Raw genomic sequence first — 20,067 nt, 5'->3', positions numbered from 1 at the left:
TGGTGTAATCGGCAACACTACGGTTTTTGGTACCGTCATTCTAGGTTCGAGTCCTGGTGGGGAAGCAAGATAAAACACCGCCTGGCCTGCATTTATTCAGCGTTAGGCGGTGTTTGTTTTCTTTTCCTACGCCCTCGCCTAAAGCCTCTAATTTCAGCTTTCCTCGCAATCGATGCCACCTGCGCCGCGGTGTAGTTCAAGGGCGCAATGCCGGCTCGCGGAAGCACCCATCCGCGCCAATACGCCATAACTGCTAGGCCAAAGCCCACGAAGGGAGAGATGACCATGCCGAGGGCAAACTGGTCGAAATACGCAAAGGACGCCATCACGATTCCTGTAAGCACCGCCGGCACAGCATAGAGCGGGCTGCCGCCAAAGACCGAGGGAATCTGGCCGGAAGCAACATCGCGCACCATTCCGCCGCCCACTGCGGTCAAGACGCCCAAGAATACGCAGGCAATAAACGGCATTCCATAAGTCAGCGCCTTCACGCAGCCAGTCGTGCACCAAACGCCTAAAATGACAGCATCCGCGTGCTCGAGGAAGATCTCCCAGGCCTTGCCCTTCAGGTCCGTCAAGAAAGCAATGAGCGCGCCCACACACGCCAGCGTGAGATACAGCGGATCAGAGATAGCCGCTGCCGGGCCGCTGGCGATCAGCATGTCACGGATCATGCCGCCAGCCAGCGCCGAAAAGAGCGCCAGAAAGACGAAGCCAATAATGTCGAATTCCCTACGGCGTGCAATCGTGCCGCCAATGATGCCGTTGAGCACCACGCCAATGAGGTCAAAGACCTGGTACAGAGAATGGATGAGTGGGTCGACGTCCTGAATCACAAATACTGACCATAGCGTACTGCTCACATATTGATGGCGGGCTTGCTGCAGTTCACATCATCGCTAACTTCGTGTCTCCCAGAGTGTCTTAGCCAAGCGCCCTCGACGGCCGCCGTTTCCATAAGTGCAGACCTCGAAGTGCAGACACGCAGGTGGGCGTCGTGAAGCGCAACGCCCTGCTTGTCGACGACCCAGCAAGTCTGCACTTCCAGGTCTGCACTCTTGTGGAAACCGGCCCCTCCTTTTTCTGTAATGCTCACTGCTGCTCTGATAGTGGAAACGCGGTGCCGTGGGTTTACACTGTTACGAATTCATTCACTCTCTTCTCTCGAGGTAAATCATGTCTCCTAACGATGCACAGCAACAACCGCAACAGGCACCAGGCCGGAATCCTTTTTCCACCACACCACAGCCAGTTGATTCCGACACGGCAGCCCAGCCGAAGAGTCCCAAGCCTGCATGGTGGATGGTTCCCGCCGCTGCCCTAGTCGGCGTAGCACTTGGTGCGGGCGCCACCTACGCATTCACCGGAACTAAAGAGGAACAGGTTTCCGCAGCCTCTGCTGAGCCAGCCTCTGCACAATCCGGAGAAGCGAACAATGCCGACACCTCAAATCCCCAGGAAGACAGCACCACCGGAGGCACCCTCGACGAACTCCCCAAGCTCGGCGAACCAGCCATGAGCGGAAACGAAAAAGTCATCATTGACTCCGTCGAGTTCGCTCCCACGGTGGAACTAAGGAACCAAGATTTCTCCTCTGGGGCGTCTGAAACTGTCATGGAAAGCCCTAAAAATGAAGGCACACAATTTGTCATCGTTTCTGGAACTGTCTTCAATGAGGGAAAACCCCACTCATCGCCGACTTCAACAAGTTCGCCTGGATCGCTGACCAGGAAAGCCGCATGTACGACCCCATCAACGACCACTGGCGGGTCCAAGCCAATTGGGATACCCTCAGCGACTCCATTGGCCCCGGATTTTCCACACCATATACCTGGGTATTCGAGGTTCCCGAGGACTTCAAACCCGTAGCTTTTGCCTACGACGACACGGGAGACAACGTGATTGGAAACAGGCTTGCCTCCATCGACGTACGCAGCTAGTGCGCAAGCATACGAAACCGAGCCGCAGAAAATAGCCAGATTCTCAATCCATTGAAACCTGGCTTGGTTCTTGGTTAGCCCTGCGCCTCCGGCGTCGCATAGGGGCTGCGCGAGGAATCCACCACCTGGCCGGCGTGCGCGGAGTGGGCGGTGGCGGTTTGCTCGAAGACTAAGGCGGCGGGTTTAACGCGCACGTCGGGCTTTTCGCCTTTATTGACCATGACGTACTGCCCCATCATTCCTTCATCCTCATGCAGCAACATGTGGCAGTGGTACATGTACGGGATGGTCTTGTCCGGGAAGTGTCCGAACTCCACCAGCAGGCGCGCGGTTGCCTTCGGCGGAAGATTCACAATGTCCTTCCACCCGGAGTTGAACACATTCATCTTCTCATCGCCGTCCCAGTCCAGAACCTTGAAGCGGGCGTTGTGGATGTGGAAGTTGTGCGGCCAATCAGAGTTCTCATTGGTCACGGTCCAGATCTCCGGGGCGTCGTGATCAATGACCGTATCCACCCGCGCCATGTCCATCTGCTCGCCGTTGATCATGAAGGTGTTGAGCACGAACTCGCGCTCTTCAAGGCCCTCCGTGGACGGGGTCTTCGCCGCGGCTGGGTCCAGCGTTTCCGGCAGAGCCGGTGGCTCCGGTGCGGACTCTTCCGGCCCGGAAATGGTGAGAATGTCAAAGGAATCCTGAAAGCCGAAGTCAGCCGCATCCTTGTCTTTGGGCACCCCAAAGTTATCCTTACGCGGCACCGAGCGCAGCTGTACTTCCTCGCCGGGCTCCAAGTCCACGATAATTTCGGCGCGCTCGCCCGGGCCGAAGAGGAGGGAGTCGACTTCCACGGGGGCGTCGAGAAGCCCAGTGTCCGTGGCGATGACATGGAAGGGGCCATTGCTCAGCTCCAGTGTGTAGAAGCGCATGGAGGCACCGTTGAGCAGGCGCAGGCGGACCCGGCGCGTGGTGGCGTCAAAGCGCGCGTTGGTAATGCCGTTGACCACTGGCGTGGTACCCAGAAGACCCAGGGTGTTATCGCTTTTCTCATCGATCTGTCCGTCCTCGGAGAACTTCGCATCCATGATGACCACCGGGATATCATCCACGCCGTAGTCCTGGGGCAGATCAAGATCTGAGGCCACGTCGTCATCAATCAGGAACATCCCCGCCAGCCCGCGGTAGGCATGCGTGGCCGTGGCCATGTGCGGGTGCGGGTGGTACCACAGCGTGGCGGCCGGCTGGATGATCTCCCATTCGGGCTTCCAGGTCTTGCCCACCTCAATCGGCGAGTGCGGGCCGCCATCCGAGTAGGCAGGCAACTTCATGCCGTGCCAGTGCACGGTGGTCATCTCAATGAGGTTGTTCGTAATTTCCGCGCGGACCTTCTCCCCGCGCCGAGCGCGCAAGGTGGGCCCTAAGAAGGGACCGTTGAAACCCCACGTCCGCGTGCGCTCGTTGCCAGGGAGGACCTCCGAGTAACCGTCCTGCGCGGTCAGCTTGAAAACTCGCGTTCCGTCAATAACTTCGCCCTCTTCCACCGGCGGGATGGGCAGGGTGCGCGGCTCACCGTCATAGCCCAGTGGCTCCGGCTGATTCTTCGACCCCGAGGTGGAGCAGGCGCTCAACCCCATCACGGAGGCACCGGCGATGGTGAGCACGGAGCCTTGGACGAAGACACGGCGGGACACTGTGGGACGAGCGGAGATAGACATGTTTTCCAGGATAGAGATCAGGCAAACCTTAGGGCCCGGATAAGGTCGAGTCGGGCTTAAAATCACAGTCATGACTCAGAGCTCGTCACCCTCCCAGGAATCCGCCAACGCCCGCCGCTTCGTGTGGTCGAATGGCCTGCAGGGCGTGGGCGATCAATTGCTCTCCGGCAAGACCGTCCTCCCCTGGCTGTTCAGTGCGGCCGGGGTGCCGGGCTTCTTCACGGGCCTACTGGTCCCCTTGCGCGAGTCCGGCTCCATGCTCCCGCAGGCGGCCCTGACCCCGTGGGTGGTGTCCCATCCCGCCCGCAAGCGCCTGTGGGTGCTGGGCTCGGTGGGCCAGGGTGTGTGCGCGGCGATTATCGCGGCGGCTGCTGTGCTTGTTCGCGGCCCCCTCCTCGGCCTCATTGTCTGCCTCGCGCTTGCTGTTCTCGCCGTGCTCCGCGCGCTGTGTTCGCTGACCGGCAAGGACGTCCAGGGCCGCACCATCTCCAAGGGGCGCCGCGGCGTGGTGACCGGACGGGCCACGCAGCTCGGCGGGGCGGTCACCCTGATTACCGGTGGCGTCCTCGCCGTACTAGGTGAGCTCCCGCGCTGGGGTCTGGCACTATTGTTAGCCATCGGCGCGGCCACGTGGTTCCTAGCGGCGGCGGTCTTTCGCAACATCGAGGAGCCTGTGCCGGAGAGCTCCGGCCAGAAGGGCATAAACCGCAGCTGGTGGAAGGACACGTGGCAGCTATACACCCAGGATGCCCGCTTCCGTGGCTTCGTTAACGTCCGCGCCCTGCTGCTGGTCTCCGCCTTGTCCACATCCTTCATCGTGGTGCTTTCGCAGAACATCGGCTCGCAGGCGCTCAGTGGGCTCGGCGGCTTTGTCCTAGCTTCAGGCTTAGCCAGTCTCGTCGGCGGCCGGGTTTCCGGTGTGTTGTCCGATAAGTCCTCCCGCTTAGTTATGTCCTGGGCTGCGGGTGCCGCGGCGATCATCTTGCTGGCCATCGTGGCCTGTGCCGCGTGGGCGCCGACAGCAGTGAGCATGTGGGCGCTTCCCCTCGGCTTCTTCCTGGTCAACCTGGCGCACGCCGCCATCCGCGTGGCTCGCAAGACTTATGTGGTGGACATGGCTGGTGAGGATAAGCGCACCCGCTACGTCGGGGCCGCAAACACCATGATGGGCGTCATCCTCCTCGTCGTCGGCGGTATCTCCGCCGTCATTGCACTCGCGGGCCCCTCGGCGGCCATCCTGTTCTTAGCGTGCATCGGACTGATTGGCGCATGGCGTGCCCGAGCGCTCCCGGAGGTGTCACACGGGAAGTAGGCAGCACGCGTTATGATGAAACACAGTAAGTCCTGACCCCCCCCAATCACAGGAGAAGCACACACTCGTGGCTGAAGTAACTGACTGCGCCGCCATTGTCCTGGCAGCAGGCGCAGGTACCCGCATGAAATCCTCAACCCAAAAGACGTTGCATGAGATTGGCGGGAGGTCACTTCTCGGCCACGCCCTCCACGCAGCCGCCGGCCTGAACCCGGAGCACCTCGTGGTCGTCGTGGGCCACCAGCGTGATCAGGTTTCCCCTGCTGTCGATGCCATCGCCGAGGAACTGGATTGTGCAGTATCCCAGGCCGTTCAGGAGGAGCAGAACGGTACCGGCCACGCCGTGCAGTGCGGCTTGAGCGCTCTACCGGACTTTAACGGAACCGTCATCGTGACTAACGGTGACGTTCCACTTCTGCGCCCGGAGACTTTGCGCCAGCTGCAGGAGGCTCACACCGGCGAGGGCAATGCCGTAACAGTTTTGTCCATGACGCTGGAGGATCCCACCGGTTACGGCCGCGTGCTGCGCGCCGAGGATGGATCCGTCACCGCCATCGTGGAACAGAAGGACGCCTCTGAGGAACAGCGAAAGGTGCGCGAGGTCAACTCCGGTGTCTTCGCGTTCGACGGTGCCGTGCTTCGTGACGCTTTGACGAAGCTCAACTCCGATAACGCCCAGGGCGAGCTCTACATCACCGATGTTTTGGAGATTGCCCGCGAAGACGGCCACCGCGTTGGTGCGCACGTCGCCGCCGATCCAGAGGAGCTCTCCGGCGTCAACGACCGCGTGCAGTTAGCTCAAGCCGGCCGCCTGCTCAACCGCCGCGTGGTTGAGGAAGCCATGCGCGGCGGCGCCACCATCGTTGACCCCGACACCACCTGGATCGGCGTCAACGTGACCATTGGCCAAGACGTCACCATTCACCCCAACACCCAGCTGTGGGGTGCCACGACCATCGCCGATGGCGCCGAAATCGGCCCCGACACCACGCTGACCAACATGCAGGTTGGTGAAGGCGCACATGTGGTGCGCACGCACGGCTTCGACTCCGTCATTGGCGGCAACGCGCAGATTGGCCCGTTTACCTACATCCGCCCCGGCGTCATCGTGGGTGAAGAGGGCAAGCTGGGCGGCTTCGTCGAGGCAAAGAAGGCACAGATCGGCCGCGGCACCAAGGTGCCTCACCTGACGTATATCGGTGACGCCACCGTGGGTGATTACTCCAACATTGGTGCTTCCTCCGTCTTCGTCAACTACGACGGCGTCAACAAGCACCACACCACCATCGGTAGCCACGTGCGCACCGGCTCGGACACAATGTTCATCGCACCCGTCACCGTCGGTGATGGCGCTTACTCCGGTGCGGGTACAGTGATTAAGGACGACGTTCCTGCGGGAGCGCTCGCGGTCTCCGGCGGCAAGCAGCGCAACATCGAAGGTTGGGTGCAAAAGAAGCGTCCGGGCACGCCGGCAGCAGAAGCCGCCGGCAAGGCACAGGACGCCGAGGCTGACGAATAGACCACTAACTAACGACAAGTAAAGGGATATCTACCTATGACTGGCAAGGTTACCGGCAGCAGCAAGAACATGATGCTCTTCACTGGGCGCGCTCACCCAGCGTTGGCTGAGGCTGTGGCCAAGGAGCTCAAGACCGATCTGGTTCCAACCACCGCGCGCGATTTCGCCAACGGTGAGATCTTCATTCGCTTCGAGGAGTCCGTCCGTGGTGCCGACTGCTTCGTGATGCAGTCCCACACCCAGCCGCTCAACAAGTGGTTGGTGGAGCAGCTCATCATGATCGACGCGCTCAAGCGCGGCTCCGCTAAGCGCATCACCGCCATCCTGCCCTTCTACCCATACGCACGCCAGGACAAGAAGCACCTGGGACGCGAGCCCATTTCCGCCCGCCTGGTTGCAGACTTGCTGGCTGCTGCTGGTGCCGACCGCATCGTGTCCGTAGACCTGCACACCGACCAGATTCAGGGATTCTTCGATGGCCCAGTCGACCACATGCACGCCATGCCGATCCTGACCGACTACATCAAGTCCAAGTACCCGCTGGACAACCTGGCTGTAGTCTCCCCCGATGCCGGCCGCGTGAAGGTCGCGGAGAAGTGGGCACACGAGTTGGGCGATGCCCCACTGTCCTTCGTCCACAAGACCCGCTCTAACACCGAGGCCAACAAGACGGTGTCCAACCGCGTCGTCGGTGACGTCGAGGGCAAGGACTGCATCCTGCTCGATGACATGATTGATACCGGCGGCACCATCGCGGGCGCTGTCCGCGTACTCAAGGAAGCCGGCGCCAAGTCCGTGGTTATTGCGTGTACCCACGGTGTCTTCTCCGACCCGGCCCGCGAGCGCCTGTCCGAGTGCGGTGCTGTCGAGGTCATCACCACCGATACCCTGCCGCAGTCCACCGAGGGCTGGGACAACCTCACGGTCCTGTCCATCGCCCCGCTGCTGGCTCGCACCATCCACGAGATCTTCGAGAACGGTTCCGTGACCACTCTGTTTGAGACTCACTAGATTTTGTTCAGCGACAGCGCTGCTGCTAAAATCTTGTGCGTCTCGGCGAGGGAGAAATCCGTTATCGACGCGATAGCACAAGTTAAGCAGTGAATCTTGTATTTTAGCCTGCGATGACTCGTCCAAGACGTCCATCGGCAGGCTTTTGTCGTATCTACACGGTCCTTCATGAGCCCTTGCCGCACAACGATACTTTAAGGAGATTTACTTATGGCTTCTGAGCGCCCCGTATTGAAGGCTGAAGTCCGTTCCGAGTTCGGCAAGGGCTTTGCTCGCCGTCTGCGCGCCGCAGGCAAGATCCCGGGCGTTGTCTACGGCCACGCCGTCGACGTTCTGCACTTCGCCGTTGACCGCCTGGAAATGACCGCACTGGTCCGTAACCACGGCGTCAACGCCGTGTTCGAGCTGGAGCTCGAGGGCGAGCAGCACCTGGTCATGGTCAAGCACATTGACCAGAACGTCCTGACCTTCAACATCGATCACATCGACCTGCTCTCCATTAAGCGTGGCGAGAAGGTCGAGGTCGAGGTTCCGGTTGTCCTCGAGGGCGAGCCGGCTCCGGGCCTCATGTTCATCCAGGATGCCGACGTCCTCCTCGTCGAGGCAGACGTGCTCAACATTCCGGAAGAGATCGTCGTGTCCATCGAGGGTCTCGAGGACGGCACCGTGGTCACCGCTGGCGAGGTTTCCCTGCCGGAGGGCACCACCCTTGCTGCCGAGGAAGACACCGTCATCGTCTCCATCTCCGAGCCGGAGGTTGATGAGGACGTCGAGGCTGCCGCTGAGGCTGCCGAGGAAGGCGGCGCTGAGGCTGGCGCCGAGTCCGCCGATGAGGGAGCTTCCGAGGAGAAGAAGGACGAGGAGTAAATCCTCCACCCCTCACTTATTTAGTGCACCGCGCCTGGTCCCCTGCTTTGCTGGGGGGCGGGCGCGGTTCGCCGTTTTCACCTACACGCTGTTTAGAATGGGCGGCGTGACTTCTTCTCCCTTTCTCATCGTTGGTCTAGGAAACCCCGGCCCGAAGTACACCGGTACCCGCCACAACATCGGCTTCGACGTGGCTGATGAACTAGCCCCCGAGTTGCTGACTTCCTTTTCCGTTCATAAGAAGACAAACACGGATGTCGCCGAAGCACGGCGTGGGGACACCAAGGTGATCGTCGCCAAGCCGCGCAGCTTTATGAACCTGTCCGGCGGACCCATCAAGGCCCTCGCCCAATACTTCAACGTTCCTCATGAGCACATCATCGTTGTCCACGATGAGCTGGAGCTCGACTTCGCCACCATCAAACGACGCCTCGGCGGCGGGGACCACGGCCACAATGGCCTGCGCTCCACCACGAAATCTCTGGGGACCAAAGACTATCAGCGCCTTTCGGTAGGCATCGGCCGCCCGCCCGGGCGCATGGACCCAGCTGCGTTTGTTCTCAAGCCATGGAACAAGCGGGAAGCCCAGGAGATTCCCATCATCTGTGCTGATGCGGTGGATGAGATTCTTCGCGCGTTAGACTAGCCGACATGAAGCTCGCTACTCTCCGCACCAGTTTTGGCACCTGCGCTATCCGTATTGACGGCCCCAACGTGGGCACCGAGCTGGATTATGAGGATGTCGGCGAATTGCTGGCCAGTCCAGACTGGCGTAAAGCCGCGCAGCTCTCCGGCGAGCCGGTGGTCTTTGACAACGCCGACTTGGCTCCCGTCCTCCCGAACCCGGGCAAAATCATCTGCGTCGGTGTGAACTACGCCAAGCATGCCCGTGAGATGGGCCGCGAGCTGCCTACACAACCCACGCTTTTCATCAAGTTTCCAGAGGCTCTGACCGGCCCTTTCGATGACGTCTACGTCCCGGACTATGCCACGAAGAAGCTGGACTATGAAGGAGAGCTCGCCGTGGTCATTGGGCGCCGTGCGCACCGCGTTCCGGTAGCGGAGGCACTCGGGCATGTGGCGGGCTATGCCATCATGAATGACTACACTTTGCGCGATTATCAGCGCGCTACCACGCAGTTCCACGCCGGTAAATCCTTCTACCGCACCGCCGGCTTCGGACCGTGGTTGACCACGACTGATGAATGGGCCCCGGGCAAGGCCGCGCGGCTAGTCACGACCGTCGATGGTGAAGTCCGCCAGGACGATAACACCGATGACCTCATCTTCTCCGTGGCCGAGCTCATCGCCTTCTGTTCCTCCCTCTACCCTCTGAATCCGGGCGATGTTATTGCCACCGGAACCCCGGAAGGCGTGGGCTTCGCGCGCGGCGAGGAAGCACTGCTTGGCGACGGCTCCCGCACCCGCATCAGTATCGAAGGGCTCGGCGCGATTGAGAACACCACGCGCTTCGGCGAACCTCCCGCTGCCGGGGGCTGCGGCGAAGGCTGTACCTGTCACGGTCGTTAACATTCCGCCGTATCCAGGATCTTCAGCGAAAACTGACAGGCTTCGTTAGGGTGGGGCACCACACGTGCCCGACCGACCAAGAAGGATGAGCCTCAATGACTCTTAGCTCCCGCTTCACCGCCGCCGGCCTCGCACTATGCGCCAGCACCGCGCTGGTTGCGTGCTCTTCAGATAAAGAGGCCGATCCCGCCCCGACGCCGACTCCCGCGACTGTGGAAACCGTGACGGAAACAGCCGTTGCGACTGGCGCGGACCAGGGCGATGTTGATGACGACGATGACCGCGATGACGACGCGCAGCAGCCTGCAGACACGGCTGCTGCCGCGGACGCCGGAAATGCAGAGAATTCCGGGAAGCTCACCGGCGATGACGCATTCGAGAAAGCTTTAGCCCATGCCGGCGTTGATGCCCAGGCCGTCACGGAGAAGGAAGTCGACTACGACGATGGTGATGACGGCAAGGGCCCGCACTGGGAGATTGAATTCAAGGCGAATGGCCAGGAACATGAACTCGACGTCGACGCCGCCAGCGGCGCGGTTACGGAACACGAGGTTGACTAAACACCTGCCAATTCGCCCTACTTCCCTAGCCCCCGCGGTTAGGTATTCTCCCAGCTAAGCGGTAAATTTAGAGGTATGAGTTCACAGTCTAAGAAGTCTGCCACCAAGCCGCCGAAGCTAGACAAGCAAGCCTATGAGGACGAGCTCAAGCGCCTCCAAGCAGAGCTCGTCGAGATGCAGCAGTGGGTCGTTGAGACCGGCGCCCGCGTGGTCATCATCATGGAAGGCCGCGACGCCGCCGGCAAGGGTTCCGCCATCAAGCGCATTACGCAATACCTGAACCCGCGTACCTGCCGCATCGAGGCGCTGCCGAAGCCCACCGACCGTGAGGCGGGCCAGTGGTATTTCCAGCGCTACATTGAGAAGCTGCCCACCGCCGGCGAGATCGTCATCTTCGACCGTTCCTGGTACAACCGCGCCGGCGTGGAGCGTGTCATGGGCTTCTGTTCCCAGCAAGAATACGTGCGCTTCCTTCACCAGGCTCCGCTGCTGGAGCACATGCTCATCGAGGATGGTGTCATCCTTCTTAAGTACTGGTTCTCCGTTTCTGATGAGGAGCAGCTCGCACGCTTTAAGTCCCGCCGCAACGATCCGCTGCGCCGCTGGAAGCTCTCCCCCATGGACTTGCAGTCCATTACCCGTTGGGAAGACTACTCGCGTGCCAAGGATGAAATGTTCGTCCACACCGATACCCCGTCCTCCCCGTGGTACACCGTGGAATCCGAGGACAAGAAGCGCTCGCGCATCAACGTGATCAACCACATCCTCAAGATGGTTCCGTACCAGCACGTAGAGCAGGATGTTCCTGAGATCCCGGATCGCCCCGAGCTCGAGGCCGAATACGTACGCCCGCCGCGCAATGAATTTGCCTACGTCCCGGATGTCGCCGCCGAGTTGGAGCGTGAGAAGGTCAACGGCTCCGGCTCCGGCAAGAAGCAAGGAAAGAAAAAGAAGGGCAAGAAGGACAAAAAGAAGAAGTAGTTCTTCCGCAGTCTTCTCCTAAATTTTCGGCAGGCATAACCGCCCCACTCGTTGTATACTGCCCTATCTGACGAAAGTTGCCCGGATTTTTCAATCCCAGCCCCTACTTTTGGCAGATCGGGCAGTTGTGCGTGTGAAGCATCCTGGCAAGCTTAGGGATGAATCGATAACGACCCCAAAACAACGAAACACCGCCCGCGCCATGTGGCGAGAGCGGTGTTCGTGTTCTAGCGTTTAGAGCTCAGAGACATCAACGCGCTTCGGGTAGACCACCGGGCGAGCGCCGGCGATTTCCTCGACGATGCGGATGACCTGGTTGGAGTAACCGAACTCGTTGTCGTACCACACGTAGAGCACGAGGTGCTTGCCGGAGGAGATGGTGGCGAGGCCATCGACCACACCAGCGTGGGTGGAGCCCACGAAGTCGGAGGACACAACCTCCGGGGAGGCGATGTAAGAGATCTGCTGGCGCAGGTCGGAGTGCAGGGAGACGTTGCGCAGGAAGTCGTTGACCTCGTCGCGGTCAGCTTCCTTCTCCAGCTCGAGGTTGAGCACAGCCATGGACACGTCCGGGGTGGGAACGCGGATGGCGTTGCCGGTGAGCTTGCCCTCAAACTCCGGCAGAGCCTTGGACACGGCCTTGGCTGCACCGGTTTCCGTGAGCACCATGTTCAGGCCGGCTGCGCGGCCGCGGCGGTCACCCTTGTGGAAGTTATCGATGAGGTTCTGGTCATTGGTGAAGGAGTGTGCGGTCTCCACGTGGCCGTGAACCACGCCGTAGCGGTCGTTGATGACCTTGAGCACCGGGGTGATGCCATTGGTGGTGCAGGATGCTGCGGAGAGGATCTGGTCGGAATCCTCGATATCGCCGTGGTTGATGCCGTAGACGATGTTCTTCAGATCGCCCTTACCCGGTGCGGTCAGCAGCACGCGAGCCACACCCTTGGACTGCAGGTGCTGGGACAGGCCCTCGCGGTCGCGCCAGACACCGGTATTGTCCACGACGATGGCGTTGTCGATGCCGTACTTGGTGTAGTCGATCTCCGCCGGGTTGTTGGCGTAGATCATCTGAATCTTGGTGCCGTTGGCCCAGATGACCTCATTCTCCTCGTCGACGGCGATGGTGCCGTTGAAAGCACCGTGTACGGAGTCACGACGCAGGAGCGAGGCGCGCTTGAAGATGTCAATGTCGCCCTTCTTGCGCACGACGATAGCGCGCAGGCGCACGCCGCCGTAGGCAGCTTCGCGGGCGATGAGGATGCGGGCTAGGAGGCGGCCGATGCGACCAAAGCCGTAGAGGACAACGTCGGTGGATTCCTTATCCACAGCAGCGCCGACGAGATCCACGAGGGTCTCCTCGAGGTAGTTGCGCAGGTTGTCGGAGCCGGATTCCTCGAAGCCAGTGGCCAGGCGGCCCAGGTCAATGGAGGCGGTGCCCAGGTTCATCGAGCACAGTTCCTTGAGAATAGGCAGGGTCTCTGCGGTGGAAAGCTCGCGCTCAGCGATGCGGCGGGCGTAGCGGTGCGCCTTGATGATGTCGATATCGGTCACACCGATGAGCAGGCGGCCGTAGATAGAGGTGACAACGTTGTTATTGCGGTGCAGCTGGTGGATGAGCGGGATCATCTCTTGGGCCAGCTCCAGGCGCTCGTTCCAATCCTCGTGCCCAATGTGCGCGTTCGAAGTCACGTACTTTGTATCCTTTACTCGTCAAAAAGGGTGTAAAACTATGTCCATCCGTAAATCTTAACCCCTATTCATGCCCGTTTGGGTGTAGTTGCGCGAGGATCTCCGCCACACTACCCCCGCCGATTTTCTCCACGTCGACGCCCACGAGGCAATAGTCCACGTCGGCGTCGAGCTGCGCACGACGCGGTTTCAGCAACGCGTTGAGATAGGGGTAGACCAAAGGCAGGTCCGGGTGTGCCCGTGTGTAGGCGGTCTCCAGCCCACGGGCGTAGCGCCCGGAGAATGCGCGGGTCGACACCGTCCGGCCGCCGCGGCGCAGAAGGCCACGGTTGTGCTCACTCGTTCCGGCTTCATCGGACAGCAAGAAAGCAGAGCCGCAACTGACTGCCTCTACCCCCGGCCACGCCAAGGCCTCGGCGACATCCTCCCTAGTTCGCAGCCCACCCGCGGCAATGAGCGGAATGCCCGTGACTTGATGCACCGCCGCAACAAGTTCTTTGAGCGGGCGCGGATCGGGTTCCGCACTCGGGTCCCATACACCGCGGTGCCCGCCGGCTTCAGGCCCTTGCACACACAACACATCGACGCCTCGCGCGGCCGCAGCCTGCGCCTCCTCAGGGGTGGTGACCGTGGTCCACGCCTCTGCCCCAGCTGCGTGGATCCGCGCTACGTCCGCCTCCTCAAACACCCCGAACATCGACCACAGCACCGCTGCCCCACCATCCAGCGCGGCGTCGAGCTTGTCCTGCCAGCCGAAGTTTAGGGGGACGTCGCCAAGCACGGCGTTCTCTTCGGCGGCAAGCGACCGTGCAGTTGCGAGCTCCGATTCTGTCAGCTCCCTCTGCGGATAAAAGAGGTTGACGCCGAAGCGCGTGCCAGCGCACGCAGCGATGGCCTCCCGCGCGGCGTCTACTGAAGAGCTCCCCAGGCCCAGAGCCCCAAAGGAACCGGCGGCCTCAGCGGCGGCAACCAGTTCAGGCGTGGTGGGCCCACCGGCCATCGGGGCAGGTAGGACGGGACAGGTGATAGCCTCTAGAAGTTGACTCATGGTCCCCCAGCCTAAAGAAAATCCATCAAGGGAGTTGTTGTGTCCGCCATCCGTGACTTTTTCACCCGCCTCTTTAGCCGCGCCGATGAAGCGCCGAATAAGAAGGCAAAGAAGGCCGCCGCCCCCAGACTAAACCCAGCGGATCTTAGCGCCGAGTGGCTCATCGTCGGCTTAGGCAATCCCGGCGCGAAATACGCCGCGACCCGTCACAACGTGGGGTACATGGCGGTGGATGATCTCCTCGCCGAATCTGGCGACATGCTTGAACCCGTCACCGGGCACCAGCTCAGCGCCGCACAGCTCGAGCTCGGGGGCACGAAGGTCGTGGCGCTGCGCTCACACACGTACATGAATCTCTCCGGTGATCCCATCGCACCCTTGGCCGCGCAGCTGGGGGTTGCGGCAGAGAACATCATCGTCATCCACGACGAGCTCGACCTACCCGCCGGCAAGGTGCGCATTAAGAAGGGCGGCAACGAGAATGGCCATAACGGCTTGAAGTCGCTGAGCGAGCGCCTGGGCACGCGCGATTATCTGCGCGTGCGTGTGGGCATCGGGCGCCCGTCCAAGGGTGGTTCCATTCCGGACTGGGTGCTCGCGCCTGTCGACGCCAGCGCTGCCCTCGATTCCACCATCGCCACCGCTGCTGAGGCCGCCCGCCTCATCGTGACAGAGGGGCTCAGTAAGGCCCAACAGGAAATCCATTCCCGGGCTAAATAAACCCCCGGCGCGACCACGCTCAACGTCCTACACTGTCCAAGTATGAGCCGCGCGAGCAAGAACCTGCCTTCTAATCATGACCCTCGAACAATTGTCATTACCGGTGCTTCGAGCGGGGTGGGCGCGGCCGCTGCCCGCATTCTTCACCAGCGCCGCCCGCAGGATTCGCTCGTGCTCGTGGGCCGGAATCCGGAAAAGACGCAGGCCGTAGCCGAAGAAATTGGTGCGGCCTTTCACGTGGCCAACTACGAGTCTTTGGGCCAGGTTCGCCGCCTCGCGGAAGAGCTGAGCCAGTACCCGCAGATCGATGCCTTGGGCAATAACGCCGGCGGCATGTTCGACGGCCCCTTCGCCACCGCCGATGGCTTCGAGCGCACGTGGCAGATCAACGTTGTGGCGCCTTTTCTTCTGACCTCTTTATTGCGCGATACCCTGCGGGCCAGCGATGCCACCGTGGTGCAGACCGCCTCGTTGGCCAACGTCCTGTATTCCGCTTTCGACCCCGGTGACCCAAATACCTTTGAAAAATTCACCGCGGAGCGCGCTTACGGCAACGCCAAGTTGGGCGATATTCTTCTGACCCGCTACCTCGACTCACATGGTCTGACCTCCGTGGCCTTCCACCCGGGCGTGTTGAATACTGGCTTCGGGCAGAACTCAACGAGTAGGACTAGCAAGCTGTATTCGACCACTGCAGCCAAGCATTTCTTGGGCAAGGCGGACAAGGGCGGCGAGAACCTTGCTTATTTCCTCAGCGGCACTCCGGGCATCCATTTCAATTCCGGCGAGTACTACAACAACAAGCGCAAGCCAGGCCTGCAGAGGCCGATTGCGAAGAAGCTCTCGGTGGCGCGGCGCGTCTTCGATGATCTGGGCCGCCAGCTCAATGTGGAGTGGTAACAGCCAGCGGCTAAACTAGCCCGCATGAGTATTGCCTCCGAAGCTTCCCGCCGCCGCACATTCGCCGTCATCGCCCACCCGGATGCTGGTAAGTCCACGCTGACGGAGGCGCTGGCGCTGCACGCGCACGTCATCAACGAGGCCGGCGCGGTGCACGGCAAGGGCAACCGCAAGTCCACGGTCTCTGACTGGATGGAGATGGAGAAGGAGCGCGGTATTTCCGTGGCCTCCTCCGCGCTGCAGTTCGAATACGCCCCAGAGGGCCACGAGGGTGAGCCCTACATGATCAATCTGGTGGATACCCCGGGCCACGCGGACTTCTCGGAGGATACCTACCGCGTGCTCACGGCGGTGGATGCTGCCGTCATGCTTATCGACGCCGCCAAGGGCCTCGAGCCGCAGACCCTCAAGCTCTTCCGCGTGTGTAAGGCCCGCGGCCTGCCGATCATTACGGTGATCAACAAGTGGGACCGCGTGGGACGGGAACCGCTGGAGCTTGTCGATGAAATCGTGAACGAAATCCAGCTACAGCCCACCCCGCTGTACTGGCCGGTGGGTATCGCCGGTGACTTCCGCGGCTTGGCCCACATCAACGATGACGGCGAGGCCGACGAGTACGTGCACTTCCTGCGCACCGCAGGTGGTTCCACTATCGCCCCTGAGGAGCACTACGCACCTGAGGATGCAGCCGCGAAGGAAGAGGATGCCTGGGAGACGGCCGTGGAGGAAGCAGAGCTGCTGGCCGCCGACGGCGCTCTGCACGACCAAGAGCTCTTTGAACAATGCGTGACGTCCCCGCTTATCTTCGCGTCCGCGATGCTGAACTTCGGCGTGCACCAGATTCTGGATACCCTATGCGCCATCGCCCCGGCTCCGCGTTCGCGTGAGTCGGATCCTCAGGCCATTGAAGCTGCTGGCTCCGGCGGAGCTGCTGCCATCGACGAGGTACGTGAGGTCACTGATGACTTTGCGGGCGTCATCTTCAAGGTGCAGGCGGGCATGGACCGCAAGCACCGCGATAACTTGGCCTTCATGCGCGTGGTCTCCGGTGAGTTTGAGCGCGGCATGCAGGTCAACCATGCGCAGTCCGGCCGCAGCTTCTCCACCAAGTATGCGCTGACCGTCTTTGGCCGCACACGTGACACCGTGGATTCGGCCTACCCGGGTGATATCGTCGGCTTGGTCAACGCCGGTTCCTTGGCACCGGGTGACACGATTTACACCGGCAAGAAGGTGCAGTTCAAGCCCATGCCGCAGTTCGCTCCGGAGTCCTTCCGCATCCTGCGCGCGAAGTCTTTGGGCGATTACAAGGCCTTCCGCAAGGGCCTGGACCAGCTGGCCGCAGAAGGTGTGGTGCAGATTCTGCGCAACGATACGCGTGGCGATGCCGCCCCGGTCATGGCCGCGGTGGGTCCCATGCAGTTCGAGGTTATGCAGGCTCGCATGGAGGTCGAATACAACGTGGAGACCATCACCGAGCCCATCCCCTACTCGGTAGCCCGCCGTACCGACGCCGAATCCGCGCCCGAACTGGGCCGCCAGCGCGGCGTAGAGATCTTTACCCGCACCGACGGCGAGCTCATCGCGCTCTTTGGTGATAAGTGGAAGCTGGCCTTCATTGAGAAGGAGCACCCGGAGCTGACCATCGAAACACTTGTGGCGGATTAGTTTTCACGCCCTTGTCGGGTGACCCACCTCACGGTACGATTGGCCAGAAATCCGTACACCTTTAGGTAGGTCACCATGAGCTCTCCCCTCACCGGCATTTCAGTCCTTTTCCTCGGCGGCATCGGCCCCGGCCCCTTCGCTGCGATGATGCTTGCGGACATGGGTGCACAGGTCACCCGCGTGGTCCGCCCAGGTAATCCTCCCGCCGCGGTCCCGCACAGCATCCTCTACCGCGGGCAAGAGGTTCTAGAGGCGGACCTTAAGGACCCGGTGGACGTCGACAAGCTGCGCGAAACTTTGACCACAACGGACATCCTCATCGAAGGCTTCCGCCCCGGCGTGGCTGAGCGCTTAGGCCTAGGCCCTAAGGAGGCGCAGGCGATAAACCCGGCGCTGGTCTACGGACGCATCACCGGTTGGGGCCAATCCGGCCCGCTGGCCCACACCGCCGGTCACGACATCAACTACATCGCGGTCTCCGGTGCGCTGCATCCCATCGCTGGCAGCGACGGCACTCCCGTTCCACCGGTTAACTTTCTCGGGGACTTTGGCGGCGGCTCGATGTACCTGGTGACAGGCCTTCTCGCGGGCGTCCTGCAGGCGAAGAACACCGGCCGTGGTTGCGTGGTGGATGCCGCTATTGTCGACGGCGCGGCCAACCTCACCGCCATGCTGCATGCCTTCCGTGCCGAAGGCCAATGGCAGGAACGCGGGACAAACCTTCTAGACGGAGGTGCACCGTTTTATAGCGTCTACCGCACAGCTGATGAAAAGTGGATGGCCGCCGGCGCCATCGAACCGCAGTTTTATGCGCTCATGGTGAAAGGCCTGGGGCTTGAACAGGAACTAAGCGGCTACGAACAAGATGACCGCGATGCCTGGCCGGCCATGAAGGAGATCATCGCGCAGCGCTTCGCGGAAAAGACACAAGCGGAATGGATCGATATCTTCCGCGGCAGCGACGCCTGCGTCACGGAGGTCGTCTCCCCCGAGGACGTTCTGGCGCACCCGCACCTTGCCGCGCGAGAAACCTATGTGGAAAGCGCGGGCCACACGGAGCCTAGCGCGGCCCCGCGCTTTCTCTAGCTCAGGCCGGGGATGAGCGCGTTGACGCCGAGCATCAACGCCAGCGTTGCCAGCGGAATGATGATGGTCACCACGGCAACATCCTTATAGGACAGTCGGTGCGTCATGCCGCAGACAATCAGCATGGTAAGCACCGCGCCGTTGTGCGGCATGGAGTCGAAAGATACCGAGGCCATCGCGGTCACGCGGTGCATCAACTCAAGACTGATGCCCTGTTCCGTCGCTAGCTGGGCGAGCTGGTCTCCCAAGGTCTGCATCGTGATGGATAGACCACCTGAGGAGGAACCTGTGATGCCGGAGATGACGGCGGTGGACACTGTGGAAACCACCAAGGCGTTATCGGAGATTCCCATCATGTTGCTTTTGACCACGCTAAAGACAGCCAGTGCGGCAATCACCGCGCCATAGCCAACCTCCGAGGCGGTGGTGAGGCACGGAAGGATTGCGTTCTTGGCGCCATCGGAGAATTCCTTAATGGACTCGGCGGCGCGCTTGGGGAACATCGCCACGATGACGAACACCGCGCAGGCCAAAGCGACCGTCGGTGACCAGATGCCCAACAGCGCATCAAGGTTGGTCTCGCCGTATTTCTCTTCGGCTAAGTAGGAGGTGTCCAGCACTTTCGACACCCCGTAGACCATGGCGAAGTTGACCGCGATGACAACGGCGATGGGCACCAGACCCAGCAAACCCTGCACCTGGACAGAAGGCTCGGTTTCAGCCCTGGCGTGGGTGGCTACCCGGCCACCGGAGTTGGTGTCGAAGGATTCACCACCGATTTCTACACTTGCTTCTTCCCCGCTGTCGCCGATTCCCTCGGGTGTTTCGATGACCTTCCCGTCGGCATCGAGCGGCTCAAACGTCTCACCTTTCGCGCGGAGGGTTCGCACGCGGTATTCGAGCCACGCGGTTCCCGCCGCCAGCATGAGGGCGGAAGAAATGAGGCCGAAGAGCGGCGCCGCGTAGACGTTGGTGCCGAAATAACTAGTAGGGATGGCGTTATGGATCTGCGGCGAACCGGGAAGTCCGGCCAGCGCGAAGGTGATGGTTCCCAAGGCAATCGCTCCGGGCATGAGCCGTTTGGGGATCCCGGATTCCTTAAACAGTGCCGTTGCGATGGGCACGATGGTGAAAGCCACAACCCACGCGGACACACCGCCGTAGGTAAGCAATGCGGTGGCGACGACCGTCGAGAACATCGCTCGCTTAGGCCCAAACAACGCGGTAATCCCGCGCGCTAGGTAGCGGGCCAGCCCTGTGGATGTCATTAGGTACCCAAAAATTGCCCCGAAGAGGAAGAGCGGGAAATACTTGGTCACGAAGTTTCCGGCTGCCGGCATAAAGATCTGGGTATAGGTGGCCAGGATAGGCTCGCCGGAAAAGAGCACCGCGATCAGCGCCGCGAAGGGAGCGACGACCACCACGGAGTGCCCGCGATAGGCCATCACGACGAGGAAAATCAGGGAGAGAATCACCCCGATGAATGAGATAACCATTGTTTCTACCTCACAGTCTTGGTCATCTGAG

General features: G+C 61.2%; 18 protein-coding genes. 13 read left to right on the top strand and 5 right to left on the bottom strand.

Features of this window, described 5'->3' with window-relative positions; all coding sequences use genetic code 11:
• Window positions 1–92 precede the first annotated feature (92 nt).
• Complete coding sequence (locus ACUY3D_RS00640) at window positions 93–833, bottom strand: trimeric intracellular cation channel family protein (protein WP_269948524.1); 741 nt, start codon at window positions 831–833, stop codon at window positions 93–95.
• Window positions 834–1,739: 906 nt separating this feature from the next.
• On the opposite strand from ACUY3D_RS00640, the gene ACUY3D_RS00635 reads away from it, so the two are divergent.
• The gene (locus ACUY3D_RS00635; protein WP_269948487.1) at window positions 1,740–1,940 is read left to right on the top strand and encodes a hypothetical protein; all 201 of its coding nucleotides are present in this window, start codon (window positions 1,740–1,742) and stop codon (window positions 1,938–1,940) included.
• Window positions 1,941–2,014: 74 nt separating this feature from the next.
• On the opposite strand, the gene ACUY3D_RS00630 is transcribed toward ACUY3D_RS00635, so the two are convergent.
• Window positions 2,015–3,649 carry a multicopper oxidase family protein gene (locus ACUY3D_RS00630; RefSeq protein ID WP_448240144.1) on the bottom strand — a complete coding sequence of 545 codons (1,635 nt, stop codon included), beginning with the start codon at window positions 3,647–3,649 and terminating at the stop codon, window positions 2,015–2,017.
• Window positions 3,650–3,719: 70 nt separating this feature from the next.
• On the opposite strand from ACUY3D_RS00630, the gene ACUY3D_RS00625 reads away from it, so the two are divergent.
• From ACUY3D_RS00625 to ppk2, 8 genes are all read left to right on the top strand, one after another.
• The gene (locus ACUY3D_RS00625) at window positions 3,720–4,961 is read left to right on the top strand and encodes an MFS transporter (protein ID WP_448240143.1); all 1,242 of its coding nucleotides are present in this window, start codon (window positions 3,720–3,722) and stop codon (window positions 4,959–4,961) included.
• Between the two features lie 67 nt (window positions 4,962–5,028).
• The gene (gene glmU / locus ACUY3D_RS00620) at window positions 5,029–6,480 is read left to right on the top strand and encodes a bifunctional UDP-N-acetylglucosamine diphosphorylase/glucosamine-1-phosphate N-acetyltransferase GlmU (protein ID WP_070563486.1); all 1,452 of its coding nucleotides are present in this window, start codon (window positions 5,029–5,031) and stop codon (window positions 6,478–6,480) included.
• A 36-nt stretch (window positions 6,481–6,516) separates the two neighbouring features.
• Window positions 6,517–7,491 carry a ribose-phosphate diphosphokinase gene (locus tag ACUY3D_RS00615; protein ID WP_448240142.1) on the top strand — a complete coding sequence of 325 codons (975 nt, stop codon included), beginning with the start codon at window positions 6,517–6,519 and terminating at the stop codon, window positions 7,489–7,491.
• A 210-nt stretch (window positions 7,492–7,701) separates the two neighbouring features.
• On the top strand, window positions 7,702–8,358 hold the full coding sequence (locus ACUY3D_RS00610) for a 50S ribosomal protein L25/general stress protein Ctc (protein ID WP_308607776.1): 657 nt from the start codon (window positions 7,702–7,704) through the stop codon (window positions 8,356–8,358).
• Window positions 8,359–8,455: 97 nt separating this feature from the next.
• Entirely contained in the window at window positions 8,456–9,004 is a 549-nt protein-coding gene (pth, locus tag ACUY3D_RS00605; RefSeq protein ID WP_448240141.1) for an aminoacyl-tRNA hydrolase, read from the top strand.
• A gap of 5 nt (window positions 9,005–9,009) precedes the next feature.
• Window positions 9,010–9,888, top strand: coding sequence for a fumarylacetoacetate hydrolase family protein (locus tag ACUY3D_RS00600; protein ID WP_448240140.1), 879 nt, complete (start codon window positions 9,010–9,012; stop codon window positions 9,886–9,888).
• A 95-nt stretch (window positions 9,889–9,983) separates the two neighbouring features.
• A complete protein-coding gene (locus ACUY3D_RS00595) occupies window positions 9,984–10,448 on the top strand; it encodes a PepSY domain-containing protein (protein ID WP_232748433.1) in 465 nt (154 codons plus the stop codon).
• Window positions 10,449–10,523: 75 nt separating this feature from the next.
• The gene (gene ppk2, locus ACUY3D_RS00590; protein ID WP_070818134.1) at window positions 10,524–11,429 is read left to right on the top strand and encodes a polyphosphate kinase 2; all 906 of its coding nucleotides are present in this window, start codon (window positions 10,524–10,526) and stop codon (window positions 11,427–11,429) included.
• A 234-nt stretch (window positions 11,430–11,663) separates the two neighbouring features.
• Here ppk2 and ACUY3D_RS00585 read toward each other — a convergent pair whose 3' ends face one another.
• On the bottom strand, window positions 11,664–13,118 hold the full coding sequence (locus ACUY3D_RS00585; RefSeq protein WP_448240139.1) for a glyceraldehyde-3-phosphate dehydrogenase: 1,455 nt from the start codon (window positions 13,116–13,118) through the stop codon (window positions 11,664–11,666).
• 64 nt (window positions 13,119–13,182) lie between these two features.
• Window positions 13,183–14,166, bottom strand: coding sequence for a nitronate monooxygenase (locus tag ACUY3D_RS00580; protein ID WP_448240138.1), 984 nt, complete (start codon window positions 14,164–14,166; stop codon window positions 13,183–13,185).
• Window positions 14,167–14,205: 39 nt separating this feature from the next.
• On the opposite strand from ACUY3D_RS00580, the gene pth (ACUY3D_RS00575) reads away from it, so the two are divergent.
• The 4 genes from pth (ACUY3D_RS00575) (at window position 14,206) to ACUY3D_RS00560 (ending at window position 18,540) form a co-directional block, all read left to right on the top strand.
• A complete protein-coding gene (gene pth / locus ACUY3D_RS00575; RefSeq protein ID WP_448240136.1) occupies window positions 14,206–14,886 on the top strand; it encodes an aminoacyl-tRNA hydrolase in 681 nt (226 codons plus the stop codon).
• Between the two features lie 42 nt (window positions 14,887–14,928).
• Window positions 14,929–15,786 (top strand): SDR family NAD(P)-dependent oxidoreductase, encoded by an 858-nt coding sequence (locus ACUY3D_RS00570; protein ID WP_070563471.1) that lies wholly within the window; start codon window positions 14,929–14,931, stop codon window positions 15,784–15,786.
• Window positions 15,787–15,810: 24 nt separating this feature from the next.
• Entirely contained in the window at window positions 15,811–17,454 is a 1,644-nt protein-coding gene (locus ACUY3D_RS00565; RefSeq protein WP_448240134.1) for a peptide chain release factor 3, read from the top strand.
• A gap of 75 nt (window positions 17,455–17,529) precedes the next feature.
• Window positions 17,530–18,540 carry a CaiB/BaiF CoA transferase family protein gene (locus ACUY3D_RS00560; RefSeq protein WP_144676558.1) on the top strand — a complete coding sequence of 337 codons (1,011 nt, stop codon included), beginning with the start codon at window positions 17,530–17,532 and terminating at the stop codon, window positions 18,538–18,540.
• Here the strand turns inward: ACUY3D_RS00560 and ACUY3D_RS00555 are convergent.
• Entirely contained in the window at window positions 18,537–20,036 is a 1,500-nt protein-coding gene (locus ACUY3D_RS00555; protein ID WP_070529239.1) for a GntP family permease, read from the bottom strand. The two genes, ACUY3D_RS00560 and ACUY3D_RS00555, sit on opposite strands and share 4 nt — an antisense overlap.
• Between the last annotated feature and the right edge of the window lie 31 nt (window positions 20,037–20,067).

This window comes from Corynebacterium guaraldiae, assembly GCF_053480195.1.
This window is presented reverse-complemented; position numbering and strand designations above follow the sequence as displayed.

What these genes read in the sequence shown, in the direction of transcription:
- ACUY3D_RS00570 (WP_070563471.1), top strand. Translation starts at nt 14,929, where the DNA reads ATGAGCCGCGCGAGCAAGAACCTGCCTTCTAATCATGACCCTCGAACA.
- ACUY3D_RS00635 (WP_269948487.1), top strand. Translation starts at nt 1,740, where the DNA reads ATGTACGACCCCATCAACGACCACTGGCGGGTCCAAGCCAATTGGGAT.
- ACUY3D_RS00565 (WP_448240134.1), top strand. Translation starts at nt 15,811, where the DNA reads ATGAGTATTGCCTCCGAAGCTTCCCGCCGCCGCACATTCGCCGTCATC.
- pth (WP_448240141.1), top strand. Translation starts at nt 8,456, where the DNA reads ATGGGCGGCGTGACTTCTTCTCCCTTTCTCATCGTTGGTCTAGGAAAC.
- ACUY3D_RS00610 (WP_308607776.1), top strand. Translation starts at nt 7,702, where the DNA reads ATGGCTTCTGAGCGCCCCGTATTGAAGGCTGAAGTCCGTTCCGAGTTC.
- ACUY3D_RS00600 (WP_448240140.1), top strand. Translation starts at nt 9,010, where the DNA reads ATGAAGCTCGCTACTCTCCGCACCAGTTTTGGCACCTGCGCTATCCGT.
- ACUY3D_RS00625 (WP_448240143.1), top strand. Translation starts at nt 3,720, where the DNA reads ATGACTCAGAGCTCGTCACCCTCCCAGGAATCCGCCAACGCCCGCCGC.
- ACUY3D_RS00555 (WP_070529239.1), bottom strand. Translation starts at nt 20,036, where the DNA reads ATGGTTATCTCATTCATCGGGGTGATTCTCTCCCTGATTTTCCTCGTC.
- ACUY3D_RS00630 (WP_448240144.1), bottom strand. Translation starts at nt 3,649, where the DNA reads ATGTCTATCTCCGCTCGTCCCACAGTGTCCCGCCGTGTCTTCGTCCAA.
- ppk2 (WP_070818134.1), top strand. Translation starts at nt 10,524, where the DNA reads ATGAGTTCACAGTCTAAGAAGTCTGCCACCAAGCCGCCGAAGCTAGAC.
- ACUY3D_RS00580 (WP_448240138.1), bottom strand. Translation starts at nt 14,166, where the DNA reads ATGAGTCAACTTCTAGAGGCTATCACCTGTCCCGTCCTACCTGCCCCG.
- ACUY3D_RS00560 (WP_144676558.1), top strand. Translation starts at nt 17,530, where the DNA reads ATGAGCTCTCCCCTCACCGGCATTTCAGTCCTTTTCCTCGGCGGCATC.
- ACUY3D_RS00615 (WP_448240142.1), top strand. Translation starts at nt 6,517, where the DNA reads ATGACTGGCAAGGTTACCGGCAGCAGCAAGAACATGATGCTCTTCACT.
- ACUY3D_RS00595 (WP_232748433.1), top strand. Translation starts at nt 9,984, where the DNA reads ATGACTCTTAGCTCCCGCTTCACCGCCGCCGGCCTCGCACTATGCGCC.